Origin of the sequence: Streptomyces sp. A0642 (assembly GCF_004795105.1) — a bacterium.
Classification (GTDB): domain Bacteria; phylum Actinomycetota; class Actinomycetes; order Streptomycetales; family Streptomycetaceae; genus Streptomyces.
Window position 1 is genome coordinate 138095 of record NZ_SSBL01000013.1, and the last position, 15763, is coordinate 153857.

A 15763-nucleotide genomic window follows, 5' to 3' on the forward strand; every position below is an offset into this window, starting at 1 on the left:
GACGTGGCTGCCGGCGGCCGGCAGCCGGGGCTTCTACCAACGACGGTACCCGAACGGCGGTAGGACCGGCCGGCACCGGGCGGCGGTCGGCCCGCGCCTTCAGCTCGTCCTCGGCCAGAGTGCGGGGTCCGGCGTGAAGCGGACCCTCAGCACGCCGTCCGTGAGGGCGGCGCCGGAGACGGTGCAGCGGCGCAGAGCGGACTCCAGGGGCACGATGCGGTGGAACGGCCCGACGCTGAGGAGCAGCTCGTTGCCGCGCCGGACGAGCTGGAGATCCTTCTTGACGGCGCCGGGAAGGCGCAGGCACCAGACGAGTATGCCGTCGGAGTCGTCCTGTCCTTCGGGGGCCGCGGCCTCCTCGATCCACCAGGGGTCCTCCGCGCGGCCGCCGTCGCGGCTGTCCGGGGACAACCCCGGGGTGTCGTCCGCGAGTCCGGCGAGGTCGCCGGGGCCCTGCGGATCGCGCCCGAGATGGGGCATGTGCAGCGGCGGGCTCCCGGCGGACCGTTCCTCGTGCCAGTGGCCGAGGCACTTCTCCTGCTGGGCGGCGAGCGCGGCGAACCAGGGGTCGGACGCGTGCCGGGGCAGCACCCGGTTGGCGACGAGGGCGTCGACCCGCAGCCCGTGCAGGGCGACCCCGGTGCGGGCGGCGCGCAGGGCGTCCTCGGCGGCCGGGCCCGGTTCGGCGACGAGCCGGAGGGTGGTGGCGCGGTCCTCGATCAGCGTCTGGACCTCTGCCAGCTCGGCGTCGCGCCGGGCGGCGGCCTCGTACAGCCACTGGGCGGGCATGGGCACGCCTGCGAGCTGGGCGAGCATCGGGCGCAGGGCGCGGGCGGCCTGGCGTTCCTGGGGGAGCAGCCGGCGCAGGTAGCGGCGGAGCTGTCCGGGCAGGGCCAGCAGGGCGAGGGCTTCGTGCAGCGGCGGCAGGTCGACGACGAGGAGGTCGTAGCCGGCGCGGGACCAGTCGCCCCGTGCGGCGCGGCGCAGGGCGTGGAGCATCGCGAGTGCGCCGCTGCCGGGGAGTTCGGTGAGCTCCTCGCCGTCCATGCGGTTGCCGCCGAGCAGGTCGAGCACGCCGGACAACTTGTCCTGGAGGGCGAGGAGTTCGCTGCGGAAGTGCGCGCCGGAGTCGATCCGGACGGACCACAGCCCGTCGGAGACGGCCGTGGGTTCGGTGGCCGTCGGGAAGCCGGGCACGGTGTCGGCCGAGATCAGCAGGGTGCGGGCGCCGCCGCGGGCGCCCGCCAGTGCGGTGGCCGCCGCGACGGTGGTACGGCCGGCGCCGCCGAGACCGGTGACCAGGACCGTACGCACCGGGTCAGCCCTTCGGGACGGACTCGACACGCTTCTTGAGACCGGCCAGGGCGCGGTCGATGATGACCTTCTCGGCCTTGCGCTTGATCATGCCGAGCATGGGGATCTTGACGTCGACGGTCAGCCGGTACGTGACCTCGGTGCGGTCGCCGTCGCCGAGCGGCGCCAGGGCGTAGGAGCCGTCGATGGCCCTCAGCATCTGGGACTTGACCAGGGTCCAGCTGACTTCGTAGTCGCCGATCCAGGTGTAGGCGAGGGTGTGGTCGTCCTTGATCGCGCCGGCGTCCAGGACGAGGCGGACCTTCTCCGCGCGGCCGCGGTCGTCGGTGCCGAGCACCTCGGCCTCCTTGACCTCGCCGGTCCATTCCGGATAGCGGTCGAAGTCGGCGATCACGCCCATGACGTCGGCCGGTGCCGCCTCGATCGTGATGCTCGAGCTGGTGTGTTCAGCCATCGCTGTGGCCCTCCAGTGCGGTGTACCGGTCGGTCGGCAGAGGCCTGCCGCCAGAAGGCTATCGCGTGAGCGCGGCGCCTCGTCCCAGGGACCGGCCGGTTCGGGCCGGGCCCGCGGTCACCACTCCAGCGCCCAGGGCCGCCCGGTCGAGGCGAAGTGGCCGACGTTCACGCACTCGGTGTCGCCGATCCGCATCCGGCGGGCCAGCGGCTGGTGGACGTGGCCGAACAGGGAATAGCGGGGGCGGGTGCGGCGGATGGCGTCGAGCAGCGCCCGGCTGCCGCGCTCGAAGCGGCGGGCCACGGTGTCGTACGTGAGCTCCGGGACCTCGGGCGGGATGTGCGTGCACAGCACGTCGACCGGGCCGACGGCCTCGATCTTCGCCGCGTACTCCTCGTCGCTGATCTCGTACGGGGTGCGCATCGGGGTCTGCAGGCCGCCGCCGACGAAGCCGAAGACGCGGCCGCCGATCTCGACGCGGTCGCCGTCCAGGACGGTGGTGCCGGGGCCCGCGTACTCGGGCCAGAGGCCGGGGATGTCGACGTTGCCGTAGGTGGCGTACGTCGGGGTGGGCAGCGCCGCGAACATCTCGGCGTACTGCTTGCGCACCGCGGAGACGATGGCGGCGTTGCGGTCCCTCCCCGCCCAGAGCTGCCGGCCGAAGTCGCGGGCCTCCTCGAAGCGGCGCTCGGTGCGCAGGGCGACGATCCGGTCGGCGTTCTCGACGCCGAAGAGATCGGGGAAGATGCCGCGCGAGTGGTCCGCGTAGTCGAGGAAGAGCACCAGGTCACCGAGGCACACGAGCGCGTCGGCGCCCTCCCCGGCACGGGCCAGCGCCTCGGTGTTCCCGTGCACGTCGCTGACCACGTGGACGCGGGTGCGCCGCCGCGCGGTGGCACTCGGGCTGTTCCGTCCTGCTCGCATGACGATCACCCTAGAACCCGGGGGGACGGGAGGGTAGGGGCCCTTGGACCTGCGGTTACCCACGGGGGTGGGACGGGGTGCACTACTCTGCGCGGATAAGGACGACCGATATGTGTGATGCATAAGACATCTGACCGGAACCCCCTATCGGGAACCGAGTACCGGTGGGTAACGTCCGGGCAGTCCAGTCGTGCTCACCCCACTGAGCACCCGCCTGTCTTGGACCGCAGCCGGTGCGTCACACAGAGCCGTGGCACCGGAGCCCGATGAGGAGCAGCAGTCTTGCGCGAGTTCAGCCTTCCGGCCCTGTACGAGGTCCCCTCGGACGGCAACCTGACGGATCTCATCCGCCGCAATGCCGCTCAGCATGCCGATGTCGCGGTGATGAGCCGCAAAGTGGCAGGCGTCTGGACGGACGTCACCGCCACCCAGTTCCTGGCCGAGGTCAGAGCCGTGGCCAAGGGCCTGATGGCCGCCGGTGTCGAACCCGGCGACCGGGTCGCCCTGCTTTCCCGCACCCGTTACGAGTGGGTGCTGCTCGACTTCGCGATCTGGAGCGCCGGCGCGGTCACGGTGCCGGTGTACGAGACGAGTTCCGCCGAGCAGATCCAGTGGATCCTCGGTGACTCCGGCGCCACGCTGTGCATCGTGGAGTCCGAGGCGCACCAGGCGTCCGTGGTCTCGGTCCAGGCGAATCTGCCCGGCCTGAAGGGCATCTGGCAGATCGAGGAGGACGCGGTCCGTCAGATGTCGGCGCTCGGCGAGGAGATCTCGGACGAGGCGCTCGACCTGCGGATGACGAGCGCGAAGGCCGACGATCCGGCCACCATCGTCTACACCTCGGGCACCACCGGCCGCCCCAAGGGCTGTGTGCTGACGCACCGCAGCTTCTTCGCGGAGTGCGGCAACGTGGTGGAGCGGCTGAAGCCGCTGTTCCGTACCGGCGAGTGCTCCGTGCTGCTCTTCCTGCCCGCCGCGCACGTCTTCGGCCGGCTGGTCGAGGTCGCCTCCGTGATGGCGCCGATCAAGCTCGGCTGCGTACCGGACATCAAGAACCTCACCGATGAGCTGGCCGCGTTCCGGCCGACCCTGATCCTCGGGGTGCCCCGTGTCTTCGAGAAGGTCTACAACTCGGCCCGCGCCAAGGCCCAGGCCGACGGCAAGGGCAAGATCTTCGACAAGGCGGCGAACACGGCGATCGCCTACAGCCGCGCGCTCAGCACCCCCCAGGGCCCGTCCGTCGGCCTGAAGTTCAAGCACAAGGTCTTCGACCGGCTGGTCTACAGCAAGCTGCGGGCCGTGCTCGGCGGTCGCGGCGAGTACGCCATCTCCGGCGGCGCACCGCTGGGCGAGCGGCTCGGCCACTTCTACCGCGGCATCGGCTTCACCGTCCTGGAGGGCTACGGCCTGACGGAGACCTGCGCGGCCACCGCCTTCAACCCGTGGGACCGGCAGAAGATCGGTACGGTCGGCCAGCCGCTGCCCGGTTCCGTCGTGCGCATCGCCGACGACGGCGAGGTGCTGCTGCACGGCGAGCACCTGTTCGCCGGTTACTGGAACAACGAGGCGTCGACGGCCGAGGCGCTGGCCGACGGCTGGTTCCACACCGGTGACATCGGCACCCTCGACGAGGACGGCTATCTCGCGATCACCGGCCGCAAGAAGGAGATCATCGTGACGGCGGGCGGCAAGAACGTCGCTCCCGCCGTCATCGAGGACCGCATCCGCGGCCACGCCCTGGTGGCGGAGTGCATGGTCGTCGGCGACGGCCGCCCGTTCGTGGGCGCGCTGGTGACGCTGGACGAGGAGTTCCTGGGCCACTGGGCCGAGGAGCACGGCAAGCCCGTCGGTTCGACGGCCCTGTCGCTGCGCGAGGACCCGGAGCTGCTGGCCGAGGTGCAGCGCGCGGTCGACGACGGCAACGCCGCGGTGTCCAAGGCCGAGTCCGTACGCAAGTTCCGCATCCTGGCGGCTCAGTTCACCGAGGAGGCGGGCCACATCACGCCGTCGCTGAAGCTGAAGCGCAACGTGGTGGCGAAGGACTTCGCGGACGAGGTGGAGTCGATCTACCGCGCCTGACCGTACGACGGAGGGGCCCGCGCCGATGTCCGGTGCGGGCCCCTTCGTCATACCGGTCCGGCGCTCAGAGCAGTTCCCTCAGCCGCTCCGCCAGCAGGTCCCAGCGCCACTTCTCCTCGACCCAGGCCCGGCCCCGCTCCCCCATCCGCTGCCGCAGCTCCGCGTCACCGAGCAGCGCCGCGATCCGCTCCGCCGACTCCTCGGCCGAGCCGCCGCGCACCACCCACCCGGTCTCGCCGTCGAGCACCGCGTCCGGCGCTCCGCCCGAGTCGCCCGCCACGACCGGCAGCCCGGTCGCGGACGCCTCCAGGTAGACGATGCCGAGTCCCTCCACGTCGAGCCCGCCCCGCCGGGTCCGGCACGGCATGGCGAAGACGTCGCCGGCCCCGTAGTGCGCGGGCAGTTCCTCCCACGGCACCGGACCGGTGAACCGCACCGAGTCCCCCACCCCGGTCCGCGCGGCCAGCTTCCTCAGCTCCCCGGCGTACGGTCCGCCGCCGACGATCAGCAGGACGGCGTCGGGCACCTCGGCCAGGATCGCGGGCATCGCGAGGATCAGGGTGTCCTGGCCCTTGCGGGGCACCAGCCGGGACACGCAGACGACGACCGGCCGGTCGGTGAGCCCGAGCCGGGCCCTGACGCGGTCGCCCCCCGAGTCCGGGTGGAAGGTCTTCTCGTCGACGCCGGGCGGGAGCTGGACCATGCGGCCGGCGGCCGCCGGGGTGAGCGCCGCGGCGATCCGGGAGCGGGTGTACTCGCCGAGGTAGGTGATCGTGTCCGTGCCCTCGCCGATCCGCCGCAGCAGCTGACGGGAGGCGGGCAGCTGGGCCCAGCCGGCCTCGTGCCCGTGGGTGGTGGCGACCAGCCGGCGGGCTCCGGCCCGGCGCAGGGCCGGCGCCATCAGGCCGAGCGGGGCGGCGGCGCCGAACCAGACGGACGAACAGCCGTGGGCGCGCAGCAGTTCCGTGGCCCGCCGGGTCACCCGCGGGGTCGGAAGGAGCATGGTCGTACGGTCGCGGACCACCGTGAAGGGCTGCTCGGCGTCGAAGGCCGCGGTGGCGGCCGCGCCCTCGGCGCCGCGCTTCCAGGTGGAGGCGTAGACGACGACCTGTTCCGGGTCCAGCCGCAGCGCCATGTTGTGCAGGAACGCCTGGATGCCACCGGGGCGGGGCGGGAAGTCATTGGTCACGATCAAGGTCTTGTCCATCGCCGCCGACAGTACCGGGCGGCCCCGCCTGATGGCTCGCGCACAGCGGGGACGGGCATCATGGCTCCTCGTACGGGGAACGGAACGGGCGAGGGCGGGTCATGACGGGTTCGAGCGGCACACGTCCGGCGGCCTTCGCGGTGTGGGCGCTCAGCAGGGCCCTGCTGCTGCTCTGGGTCAGCAAGGTGATCACGCCGCCGGGTCTCGACGTGACGAGCGACGTGTCGGTGATCTACCACGGCTGGTACGACGTCCTGAGGTCGGGCACCTATCCGCAGTCCGACGTCACCTGGCAGTACCCGCCGGTCGCGGCGCTCGCGATCCTCTCCCCCGCCCTGCTGCCGTTCCTGGACTACGCCTCCGCCTTCTTCGTCCTGGCCTTCCTGTGCGACGCGCTGGTGCTCGCCCTGCTGCTGTACGCGGGCCGGGGCGCCGCCCGGCGGACGGCCGGGGCGTGGGTGTGGGTGGCGGGGGTGCCGCTGCTCGGCACGACCGCGTACGCCCGGTACGACGTGATGGTGACGGCCGTCGCGGTGGCGGCGCTGCTGGCGGGGGTCCGGCATCCGCGGGTGCTGGGGGCGCTGGCCGCGTTCGGGGCGCTGCTGAAGGTGTGGCCGGCGCTGCTGCTGGCCGGCACCGCCCGCGGCCGCCGTACCCGCCTGGCGTGGGCGACGGCGGGCGGGGTGGCGCTCGGGCTGCTGGCCCTGTGCACGGCGGCGGCCCCGGGCGCGCTGGCGTTCCTGGGCTTCCAGCGGGACCGGGGCACCGAGGTCGAGTCGCTGGGGGCGCTGGTCTTCCATGTGGCGCGGCAGTTCGGCTGGCAGGGCCGGGTGGAGCTGCACTACGGCTCGCTGGAGTTCCTGGGGCCGCACGTCCCGCTGGTGAGCACCCTCTCCCTGATGCTGAGCCTGGCCGCGTTCGGCTGGCTGCTGGTGTGGCGGCTGCGGGCCCGTACGTTCGGGGTGAGCACGACGGCGGACGCGGCGTTCACCGCGGTGCTGCTGTTCACCACCACGAGCCGGGTGATCAGCCCGCAGTACATGCTGTGGCTGGTGGGCCTGGCCGCGGTGTGCCTGGTCTTCCGGGAGAGCCGGATGGCCTGGCCGGCGGCCCTGGTGCTGGTGGCGACGGGGGTCACCCAGCTGGAGTTCCCGCTCGGCTTCGGCCATGTGGTGAACAGCGACGCGACGGGCGTGACCCTGATGTTCCTGCGCAACGGACTCCTGGTCGCGGCGTCCCTGCTGGCGTGCGCGCGGCTGTGGCGGGACACGGTTCCGGGCCGGGACGAGGCCGCGCCCCGCGCGGCGGCCCGGGAGGCGGCGGGGTCCGCCTCCGGCCCCGCTCAGCCGAGCCGGCTCTCCAGATAGTCCCGCCAGCGCACCGTGAAGTCCTCGGGAGTCGCGCCGAGCACCTCGTGCAGGGCCTGCTCCACCGCCCCGTCCCGCCCCGCGTGCCCCCCGACGGCCCGGTAGAAGGCGTACAGCTTCGCCTCGCCCCATTGCTCGGCGATCAGCTCGCAGGCCATCCAGCCGCCCTCGTAGGCCCTCGCCAGCCGGTCCGGGTCCCCGGCGAAGCCGAAGTCCTCGTCCGTGGGCAGCGCGGCGGGGAGGTCGCCGCGGCGGACGGCGTCGCCCAGCTCGGGGGCGATCTCGGTGGCGGTGCGCTCCCGGTCCCGGTAGGCGGCCCAGTCCGCGAAGCCTTCGGAGAGCCAGGAGGGGGTGGCGGCGGAGGTGTCGGCGCGGGTGGCCACATGGGTGGTCTCGTGGGTGAGGACGACGCGCTGCCCGAAGGAACCGAGCAGGGCGTAGGCCTCCGGGTTGACGATCACCCGGTCGGCGGGGGTCTTCCCCGAACCGCCGGTCTCGCCGGTCGTGACGGCCGCTATGCCCCGGTAGTTCGAGGCGGGAGAGCCGAGCAGTTGCGCCATGTCCGTCACCGTGCGGGGCACCAGCACCACCACGCGCCCCGCCCAGTGCTCCGGCCAGGCGGCGGAGACGTCGGGCACGGCGAGATCCGCGGTGGCGGCGATCCCCTTCAGCTCGCCCCGGGTCCGGCCGACCCCCAGCACCAGGCTGGACGCCCCGCGGACGACCTCGACGTCGCCCTGCTCCCAGAGCTGCCTGCCCCCGCCGTCGGCGGCCCGGTCGGCGGTGAGGTACCAGCGGCCGTCGGCCGGGTCGCGCTCCAGGTCGAGCACCCGGTCCACGGAGACCGGCGCGCTGTCGTAACCCTCGATCCGGTAGCCGAGCGTCACGTCGGCGGTGGCCCGGTCGGCCCCGTGCGCGGCGAGCTCCGTGACCCGGTACGTCCAGGCGCCGATCGGCACGTCCGCGAGACGGCCGAACTCCTTGCGCTGCGCGCCCCGCAGCGCGGTGGCGTCCGGGTCCACGGTGGCCACGTAGGCGTCCTCGTCGTGGTGCAGCACGGCGGCGGCCCGGCGGTCCAGCGTGGCGCGGATGTCCCGGGCCGTGGTGTCGGGGGCCTCGTCGGCCGGGGCGGTGCAGGCGGCCGCACACAGCAGCGCGGCGAGCACGGCGCCCGCCGCGCGCCGTCGTCCACCGCGTGCCCGCCGCGCGGTACGCCCCTGATCAGCCACAGGACCGAGGGTAAGGCCGACCGGCGCCTTGGGGGTGGAAGAAGGGGCGGGGCTGGGTGCGTGCAGCTGCAAGGCGGAGGAGTGAGGCCTCGCGAGGGGGTCCCCCCATGCCTTCAGGGCTAGGGGGAGAGGGTGATCGACGACAACGCGGCAGATGCGCCCCCCAGCCTCCGCGACGGCCCTCAGGTGCCGATCGGCCTCTGGGCTGTCCCGTGATCCCTCCCGGTCCAGCCCGCGCGGCGGCGGTCCGGCCGTGGGTCAGACCCGGGTGACCGAGGAGACGGGCATCATGCCGACGGGGTCGTAGCGGACCGGGGCTCCGGGGTACGGGGCGTGGATCACCTGGCCGTTCCCCACGTACATCCCGATGTGGCTGGCGTCCGCCCGGTAGGCCACGAGGTCGCCGGGGCGGGCTTCGGAGAGCGGCACCATCCGGCCGGCGTACCGCTGGGCCTGCGAGGTCCGCGGCAGGCTCACACCGGCCTGGGCGTAGGCCCACTGCATCAGCCCGGAACAGTCGAACCCGGAGGGCCCGTTCGCCCCCCAGACGTACGGACGGCCCAGCGCCTGACGGACGGCCGCCAGGGCGGCCGCCGCCCTGGACGAACCCGCGGTCGCACCGGCCGCCGGCCCGTCCTCGCGGCCGGTGCGCGAGGCCCGCTCGAAGGCGGCCCGCTCGGGTCCGGGCAGCTCCTCCAGAAGCCGCTTGGCCTGGAGCAGCTTGCGCTCGACGGTGCGTTTGTGGCGGCTGACGGCGGCACGGCTGCGCTCCAGTGCGGCGAGCGAGCGGGCGGCCTCCGCCCGGGTCTGCGCGAGTGCCTGCTGGGCCTTGCGGAGGCCGGCCAGGGCCATGGCCCGGCGGTCGTTCACCCGGGTCAGGGTGGCGGCCCGGTCGAGATAGCTGTCCGGGTCGGAGGAGAGCAGCAGCGCGAGGGAGGGGTCGATGCCGCCCGTCCGGTACTGCTCGCGGGCGGCCGAGCCGATCTCCGTCCGCATGCGGTTGATGCGCTCCTGGCCCCGGGCCGCCCGGTCCTGGGCCCGTCTGACCTCGCCGCGCAGCCGTGCGGCGTTCTCCCCGGCCTCGTTGTAGTGCTCGGTCGCCTGCTCGGCCTCGGTGAGGAGGCGGTCGACCCGGGCGCCGGCACTCCGCGGTGTGTCCTGGGGGTCGGCGCTCGCGGTGGCCGTACCGAGGGCCGCCGCGGCGGTCACCGCCGCGGCCGACGCAACGGTCACCCGGACGCTCCGGCTCGTGCCGGGCTGTGTGGAACGGCGATGGGACACCACAGGACGCCGCACTCCCTTCCGCTGTACGCAGACGTGCGCAGCCCCTGCCACCCGGGACGGGCGGACCGACGCACGGAGCTGCACAGCAGGCAGACAGTAGTCGGACGATCACGGAGCGGACAAAGACCGCGCCGGTCGGAGGGACGGCACACACAGTGACGCCCCGCCGGTGACCTGTGGTCTCCGGCGGGGCGGCTGTCAGTGCGGGGCTCGGGAATTCGCCCGTTCGGGCGTGGTCAGATGCGCACCGCGCCGTAGAAGCTGCCGATGGTGCTCATCGACTCGTAGCGGACGAAGGCGCCCGAGTGCGGGGCGTGCAGCACGGTGCCGTTGCCCGCGTAGAGACCGACGTGCGCATTGCCGTTGAAGAAGACGAGGTCGCCCGGCTTCAGCTGGCCCTGCCCGATCCGCGTGCCCTGGTTGATCTGGGTGTACGTGGTGCGGGTGATGTTGGCGCCGGCCTGGGCGTAGGCCCACATGGTCAGGCCGGAGCAGTCGAAGGAGCCGGGACCGGCCTGGCCGGGTGAGTACGGCATGCCGATCCGGGAAGCGGCCGCCTGGAGCGCGGCGGCGCCCAGGCCGGAGGCCGGGGCCTCGTTGCCGAGGTCGACCCGGCTGTTCGCGGCGCGGCTGGCGCGCTGGTCGTCCGCGCGGATCTTGTCGCGCTCGGCCTGGGTGAGGGTGTTGAGCAGCTCGCGCGCCTCGGCGAGCTTGCCCTGCTGCTTCTTCTTCTTCTCGCCGAGCGTCTTGCGCACTTCCGCGAGGTCGCTCAGCTTGTCCTGGGCCTCCTTGCGCTCCTGCGCGAGGGCCCGCTGCTTCTCCTGGACCTTGGTCAGCGCCTCGGCCTGCTTGGCCGTCAACTGGTCGAGCGCGGAGGCCTGGTCGAGGAAGCTGTCCGGGTCCGAGGCGAGGAAGAGCTGCACGGAGGGGTCGATGCCTCCGGAGCGGTACTGCGCGGCGGCGAGGGAACCGAGGCCGGAGCGGAGGTTGTTGAGCTCCTGCTGACCGCGGGCCACCTTGTCCTGGAGAGCGCCGATCTGCTTCTCGAGCTTCTCCTGCTTCTCCTTGGCCAGGCTGTGCTGCTCGGTCGCCTGCTCCGCCTCTTCGTAGAGCTTGTCGACCTTCTCCTTGACCTCGCTCTTGGTCGGCTTGGGGTCGGCGTGCGCCGCCTGGGAGGTCAGAGCCACGGCCGCGGCGGCGGTCGCGGTGAGCACGGTCACGCGAGTGCGGCTCGGGCGCTTGGGACGACGGTGGGACCCCACGAAGGCGAGCTCCTTGCTTCCTCGAGCCGCCTATCGGGGCCAGGGAGGACGTGTCCCCAGCTCCGTGCACGTCACGGCCTCGGCGGTTCCTTCACTGCCACCCCGGATGGGTGATCAACCGTGCGAAGGTTCGAGGCCCGACCTTAGTGACCATCTTGTGATCAGTTCAAATCCTCACGGGCAAAATCTCGTCACAGGAGGTACTTCTTTACCCACAGCACACGGGGTGTAGCGGCGACTTGACGGTCCGTTCCCCCATTTCCGGCAAGTCGCCCAACCCGCGCTAGACGCGCGAAAGCCGCTTCAGGAGCAAGACGGACGCCACGGGTCTGGCTCCCGCCTTCGCCACCCCGTCGGCGACTTCGCGGTCGGTGGAGACCACCACGACGGGCCGCCCGGGCGGCTCCGCACGCGCCAGTTGACGGATGACCTCGTCCGCCGTGACACCCGGCTTGCTGAACAGCACCCGCACCCCGCGCGGCGGCGCCAGCAGGACCGGCGCCGCCAGTTCGGCCCCGTCGAAGACGCAGGTCATCTCGGCGCCCGTCTGGGCCGCGAGCACCGACAGGCCGCCCAGCAGACGCAACCGCTGCTTCTCCAGCGGCATCTGCGGATAACCGGTCTTGGTGACGTTGTAGCCGTCCACGATCAGATGGGCCTGCGGCAGCGCGAGCAGCTGGTCGAGCAGGGCCGGGTCGGTCTCCGAAAGGGCCCTGGCGGCAATGTCCTTGGGCGACATCCGTCCGGGCTCGACCGCGTCCACACTGTCCGCGGGACGCATCGTGGAGGGCGGCAGCGCCAGTTCGCGGCGCAGCCCGCCGGCCGCTTCGAGCACGGTGTCGAGCAGCAGCCGCAGCCGCATGTCCTCGACCGAGCGCCCCTCCCTGGCGGCCTTGCGGCTCGCCTCGACGGACGCCTCCGCCTCGCCGAGCCTCGCCCGCAGCCGCCGGGTCTCGCTCTCGGCGGCGGACACCTGGGCGGCCGCCTCGGCCCGCAGGGCGTCGCTCTCGGCCTTGCCGCGGCGCAGCGCCGCCTCGCCGCGCTTCACCTCGTTGGCCGCGCTGCGCAGCTTGCGCTGGAGCGAGTCGGCCTCCTTGCGGGCGGCGTCCAGTTCGGCGCGGAGCCGTTCGTTCTCGCTCTTCGTCTGGGCGCGCGCCCGGGCGAGTTCCTCGCGCAGCCGTTCCAGTTCGAGCCGGATCTCCTCGTCGGCGCGCTCCGCCCCGGCCCGCTCGGCCTCCTCGCCGGCGGCGGCCACCAGCTTGACCCAGCCGGCCGGGCGCAGCACATAGGCCGCGGCGGCCACGTCGACGGGGTCCGCGGCGGCGGGCGGGGACCCCGCCACCAGCGCGCCGGCCAGTTCCGGCTGGGTCTCCTTCAGGCGTTCACCGATGCGCCGGCGGAAGGGCGCGTCGCTCTCCAGCGCCGCCGCCATCGCGTTCCCCGCGAACTTGGCACGCCGGGTCGGCGTGAAGCGGGCGTACTGCCGGAGCTGGGCCGGGAGTTCGGTGACCGTGAGGCCGCCGAAGGCGTCCGAGACCAGCGCGACGACCCGTCGCCGCACATCTTCGGGCAGCGGGCGGTCGAGCACCTCCACGGCGTCGCCGGCCGCGTCGGCCGGCGTGGCGCCGCCAGCGGGCTGCTCCACCATCCGTCACCTCATTTTTTATGTCCGCACGGCCCCGTCAGGAGTCGGCACCCGGCCTGTCGACTAGCTCGATCTGATCCACCGCGTTGCACCAACGACAGCGCACCGACTCGATGGTCTCACTGACCACCTCGCGTTCCTCGACGCTGGCCTCACCGGCCAGGTCGAGGTGAACGTACTCGACGACCTTGGACGAACGCGTCACGTCGAACCTCGTCAGGTTTCCGCAGAGCGTGCAGCGCCAGCGGGTCCCGTCGGTCGGCTGGGGAACCGTCGTCATCGTTGTGTCCTCTTATCTCGAGCCGTGAGCTGCCGGACAAGGATCTCGCGGTGCGCCGTCGAACAGCGGATGTCCTCCGGTAACCCTACGGCCTCGGCGCTTCCCACCGGCACGGCGAGGCGGTCTGTCCCGTTCCCTCCACTTGCGTCATGCTCTGTTCATGATCGATCGGCGGGCTGCGGCCGGCAGAATCCTTCGTGCGGCCACGTCGGGCGGGCCGCCGGTGACGTACGCCCTCATCGCCCTGTGCTGCGTGGTCTTCGTGATCAGTCCGCTGTCGGGGTTCAACCCCGTCTACGGCACCGCGGACGCCCTGCTCGCCGCCCAGGCCGGGTACTTCGAACGCTGGGGCGTGATCCCGAGTGAGCTCTGGGACGGCTCGGCGCACGCCGTGCTCACCCCGCTCACCGCCCTGTTCGTCCACGGCAGCTGGCTGCATCTGCTCGGCAACATACTGTTCCTGTACGTGTTCGGGGCCATGGCCGAGGAACGGATGGGCCACACCGAGTTCGCGTTCTTCTACCTCGGCTGCGGCTATCTGGCCCTGCTCGCCTACGCGGCCGCGCACTCCACCTCGGACCAGACCCTGGTCGGCGCGTCGGGGGCGATCTCGGCGGTCCTGGGCGCCTTCCTCTACCTCTTCCCCCGCGCCCGGGTCACCAGCCTGTTCCCGTTCCTGCTGTTCCTGCCGCTGCGCTTCCCCGCGTGGATCGTGCTCGTCTTCTGGTTCGTCCTCCAGTGGCTGGCGGCCCGGGGCGCGGGCAGCGGGCCGGGGGTGGCCTACCTCGCCCACGTGGTCGGCTTCGCCGCCGGGTTCCTCTATGCCTGGGGGCGGTACCGGCGCGGGGCCCGGGCCTTGCGGCCGGATCAGGCGGGATGAGGGAGCGTGGTCCGCTGCGCGCGGCCGCGAGGCCCTAGAGTGAAGTCCCCAGCAGCGGCCACCGAGGGAGAAAGCCAGCCGTGATCACCGCGATCGTGCTCATCAAAACCAGCGTGGACCGGATTCCCGAGATCGCCGAGGCCATCGCCGCGCTGGACAGCGTCAGCGAGGTCTTCTCGGTCACCGGCACGTACGACCTGATCGCCATGGTCCGGGTGTCCAAGCACGACGACCTCGCCGATGTCATCCCCGGCCGGATCAGCAAGATCCCCGGTGTCGAGGGCACGGACACGCACGTCGCGTTCCGTACGTACTCGCAGCACGACCTCGAAGCGGCCTTCGCCATCGGCCTGGACGCCTAAGGGCACACGTCGGGCCGGGTACGGACAGCTGTCCGTACCCGGCCCAACGTGCTCCGCGGCCTCAGACCTGGGTGGCCGTGCCCCGGTCCGGGACGCAACGGCCGTCCTCGGTGCGGTACTTCCACCGGGCGCCCTCGCTGACGAGTTCCCTCACCGCGCGCAGGAAGCGCTCGACGTGCTCGTCCGGCGTACCGGCTCCGAAGCTGACGCGGATGGCGTTGAGCGACTTCTCGCCCGGCTCCGCCTCCGGCGCGCCGCACTCGCCGACGTCCTGCGCCTCACTGCCGAGCAGGGTGCGCACCAGGGGGTGGGCGCAGAACAGTCCGTCGCGGACCCCGATGCCGTACTCGGCCGAGAGCGCCGCGGCGAAGTGCGAGCTGTTCCAGCCCTCCACCACGAAGGAGATGACGCCGACCCGCGGGGCGTCGTCGCCGAACAGCGAGAGCACCTTGACGGCGGGGACCTCGGCGAGTCCGGCGCGGACCTCGGAGACGAGCCGCTGCTCGCGGGCGACCAGGCTGTCGAATCCCGCCTCGGTGAGCGCCTTGCAGGCGGAGGCGATGGAGTACACGCCGATGACGTTGGGCGAACCGGCCTCGTGGCGGGCGGCGGTGGTGTGCCACTGGACGTCCACCCCGCCGTCGGCGCGCCGGGCGACCTGGCGGGAGGCTCCTCCGCCGGCCAGGTACGGCTCGGCGTCGCGCAGCCAGTCGGAGCGGCCGGCGAGAACGCCCGAGCCGAACGGGGCGTACAGCTTGTGGCCGGAGAACGCGACCCAGTCGACGTCCAGCTCGGCGATGTCGACGGGGTGGTGCGGGGCGAGCTGCGCGGCGTCCAGCACGATCCGGGCGCCGTGGGCGTGCGCGGCGGCGGCGAGCTCCTTGACCGGCCACAGCTCGCCGGTGACGTTGGAGGCGCCGGTCACGCAGACCAGCGCGGGGCCGAAGGGCTCCCGGTCGGCGAGTGCGCGGTCCAGCGTCTCGACCGCCTGGGCAGGGGTGCGCGGGGCGTTCAGGTACGTCACCCGGGCGTCGCGCCAGGGCAGCAGCGAGGCGTGGTGCTCGGTCTCGAAGACGAACACCTGGCAGTCGGCGGGGAGCGCGGCGGCGAGCAGGTTGAGCGAGTCGGTGGTGGACCGGGTGAAGATCACCTGGTCCTCGGCGCGGCAGCCGAGGAACTCCGCGACGGTCGCGCGGCTGGTCTCGAAGAGGTCCGTGGAGAGCTGCGAGAGGTAGCCGGCGCCCCGGTGGACGCTGCCGTAGTACGGCGCGTACGCGGCCACGTCGTCCCACACCCGCTGGAGTGCCGGGGCGCTGGCGGCGTAGTCGAGCGCGGCGTACGTGACCTCACCGCCGGTGACCAGCGGAACAGTCACATCCTTGCCCAGAACCGGCAGCGGGGCACAAATCGACTGGTCGGTGGCAGCACTGAGGACAGACATGGCGAACTCCCGTAACAGGCAGGCGAATTCCGCGT

General features: G+C 72.7%; 13 protein-coding genes and 1 pseudogene. 4 read left to right on the forward strand and 10 right to left on the reverse strand.

The genetic code is table 11. The features are described from left to right. Nucleotides 1-99: 99 nt before the first annotated feature. The 3 genes from E6R60_RS22135 to E6R60_RS22145 all read right to left on the reverse strand — a co-directional run bounded on the left by E6R60_RS22135 (nt 100) and on the right by E6R60_RS22145 (nt 2692). Nucleotides 100-1314 carry an ArsA-related P-loop ATPase gene (locus E6R60_RS22135; RefSeq protein WP_136328365.1) on the reverse strand — a complete coding sequence of 405 codons (1215 nt, stop codon included), beginning with the start codon at nt 1312-1314 and terminating at the stop codon, nt 100-102. 4 nt (nt 1315-1318) lie between these two features. Next, entirely contained in the window at nt 1319-1768 is a 450-nt protein-coding gene (locus E6R60_RS22140) for an SRPBCC family protein (RefSeq protein WP_136328366.1), read from the reverse strand. A gap of 117 nt (nt 1769-1885) precedes the next feature. Then, nucleotides 1886-2692: a metallophosphoesterase gene (locus tag E6R60_RS22145; protein WP_136328367.1), complete on the reverse strand. Its 807-nt coding sequence runs from the start codon at nt 2690-2692 to the stop codon at nt 1886-1888. Between the two features lie 282 nt (nt 2693-2974). Here E6R60_RS22145 and E6R60_RS22150 point away from each other — a divergent pair, with 282 nt between their 5' ends. After that, entirely contained in the window at nt 2975-4771 is a 1797-nt protein-coding gene (locus E6R60_RS22150) for an AMP-dependent synthetase/ligase (protein ID WP_136328368.1), read from the forward strand. 64 nt (nt 4772-4835) lie between these two features. On the opposite strand, the gene E6R60_RS22155 is transcribed toward E6R60_RS22150, so the two are convergent. Continuing rightward, a complete protein-coding gene (locus tag E6R60_RS22155) occupies nt 4836-5978 on the reverse strand; it encodes a glycosyltransferase family 4 protein (protein WP_136328369.1) in 1143 nt (380 codons plus the stop codon). 101 nt (nt 5979-6079) lie between these two features. On the opposite strand from E6R60_RS22155, the gene E6R60_RS22160 reads away from it, so the two are divergent. Continuing rightward, complete coding sequence (locus tag E6R60_RS22160) at nt 6080-7345, forward strand: glycosyltransferase family 87 protein (RefSeq protein ID WP_136328370.1); 1266 nt, start codon at nt 6080-6082, stop codon at nt 7343-7345. On the opposite strand, the gene E6R60_RS22165 is transcribed toward E6R60_RS22160, so the two are convergent. The 5 genes from E6R60_RS22165 to E6R60_RS22185 form a co-directional block, all read right to left on the reverse strand. Continuing rightward, on the reverse strand, nt 7321-8574 hold the full coding sequence (locus E6R60_RS22165) for a hypothetical protein (RefSeq protein ID WP_206309484.1): 1254 nt from the start codon (nt 8572-8574) through the stop codon (nt 7321-7323). The genes E6R60_RS22160 and E6R60_RS22165 overlap by 25 nt on opposite strands. A 258-nt stretch (nt 8575-8832) precedes the next feature. Beyond that, on the reverse strand, nt 8833-9858 hold the full coding sequence (locus E6R60_RS22170) for a C40 family peptidase (protein WP_136328371.1): 1026 nt from the start codon (nt 9856-9858) through the stop codon (nt 8833-8835). A gap of 236 nt (nt 9859-10094) precedes the next feature. Beyond that, nucleotides 10095-11120, reverse strand: coding sequence for an NlpC/P60 family protein (locus E6R60_RS22175; RefSeq protein WP_206309485.1), 1026 nt, complete (start codon nt 11118-11120; stop codon nt 10095-10097). 283 nt (nt 11121-11403) lie between these two features. Next, entirely contained in the window at nt 11404-12765 is a 1362-nt protein-coding gene (locus E6R60_RS22180; protein ID WP_206309488.1) for an NYN domain-containing protein, read from the reverse strand. Nucleotides 12766-12802: 37 nt separating this feature from the next. Continuing rightward, complete coding sequence (locus E6R60_RS22185) at nt 12803-13045, reverse strand: hypothetical protein (protein ID WP_136328374.1); 243 nt, start codon at nt 13043-13045, stop codon at nt 12803-12805. A gap of 160 nt (nt 13046-13205) precedes the next feature. Here E6R60_RS22185 and E6R60_RS22190 point away from each other — a divergent pair. Next, a pseudogene (locus tag E6R60_RS22190) lies at nt 13206-14009 on the forward strand (rhomboid family intramembrane serine protease). Further along, nucleotides 14006-14287: an Lrp/AsnC ligand binding domain-containing protein gene (locus E6R60_RS22195; RefSeq protein WP_136328375.1), complete on the forward strand. Its 282-nt coding sequence runs from the start codon at nt 14006-14008 to the stop codon at nt 14285-14287. The pseudogene E6R60_RS22190 and the gene E6R60_RS22195 overlap by 4 nt, the downstream one beginning before the upstream one ends. 61 nt (nt 14288-14348) lie before the next feature. Here E6R60_RS22195 and E6R60_RS22200 read toward each other — a convergent pair whose 3' ends face one another. Then, nucleotides 14349-15728: an aminotransferase class V-fold PLP-dependent enzyme gene (locus E6R60_RS22200; RefSeq protein ID WP_136328376.1), complete on the reverse strand. Its 1380-nt coding sequence runs from the start codon at nt 15726-15728 to the stop codon at nt 14349-14351. Between the last annotated feature and the right edge of the window lie 35 nt (nt 15729-15763).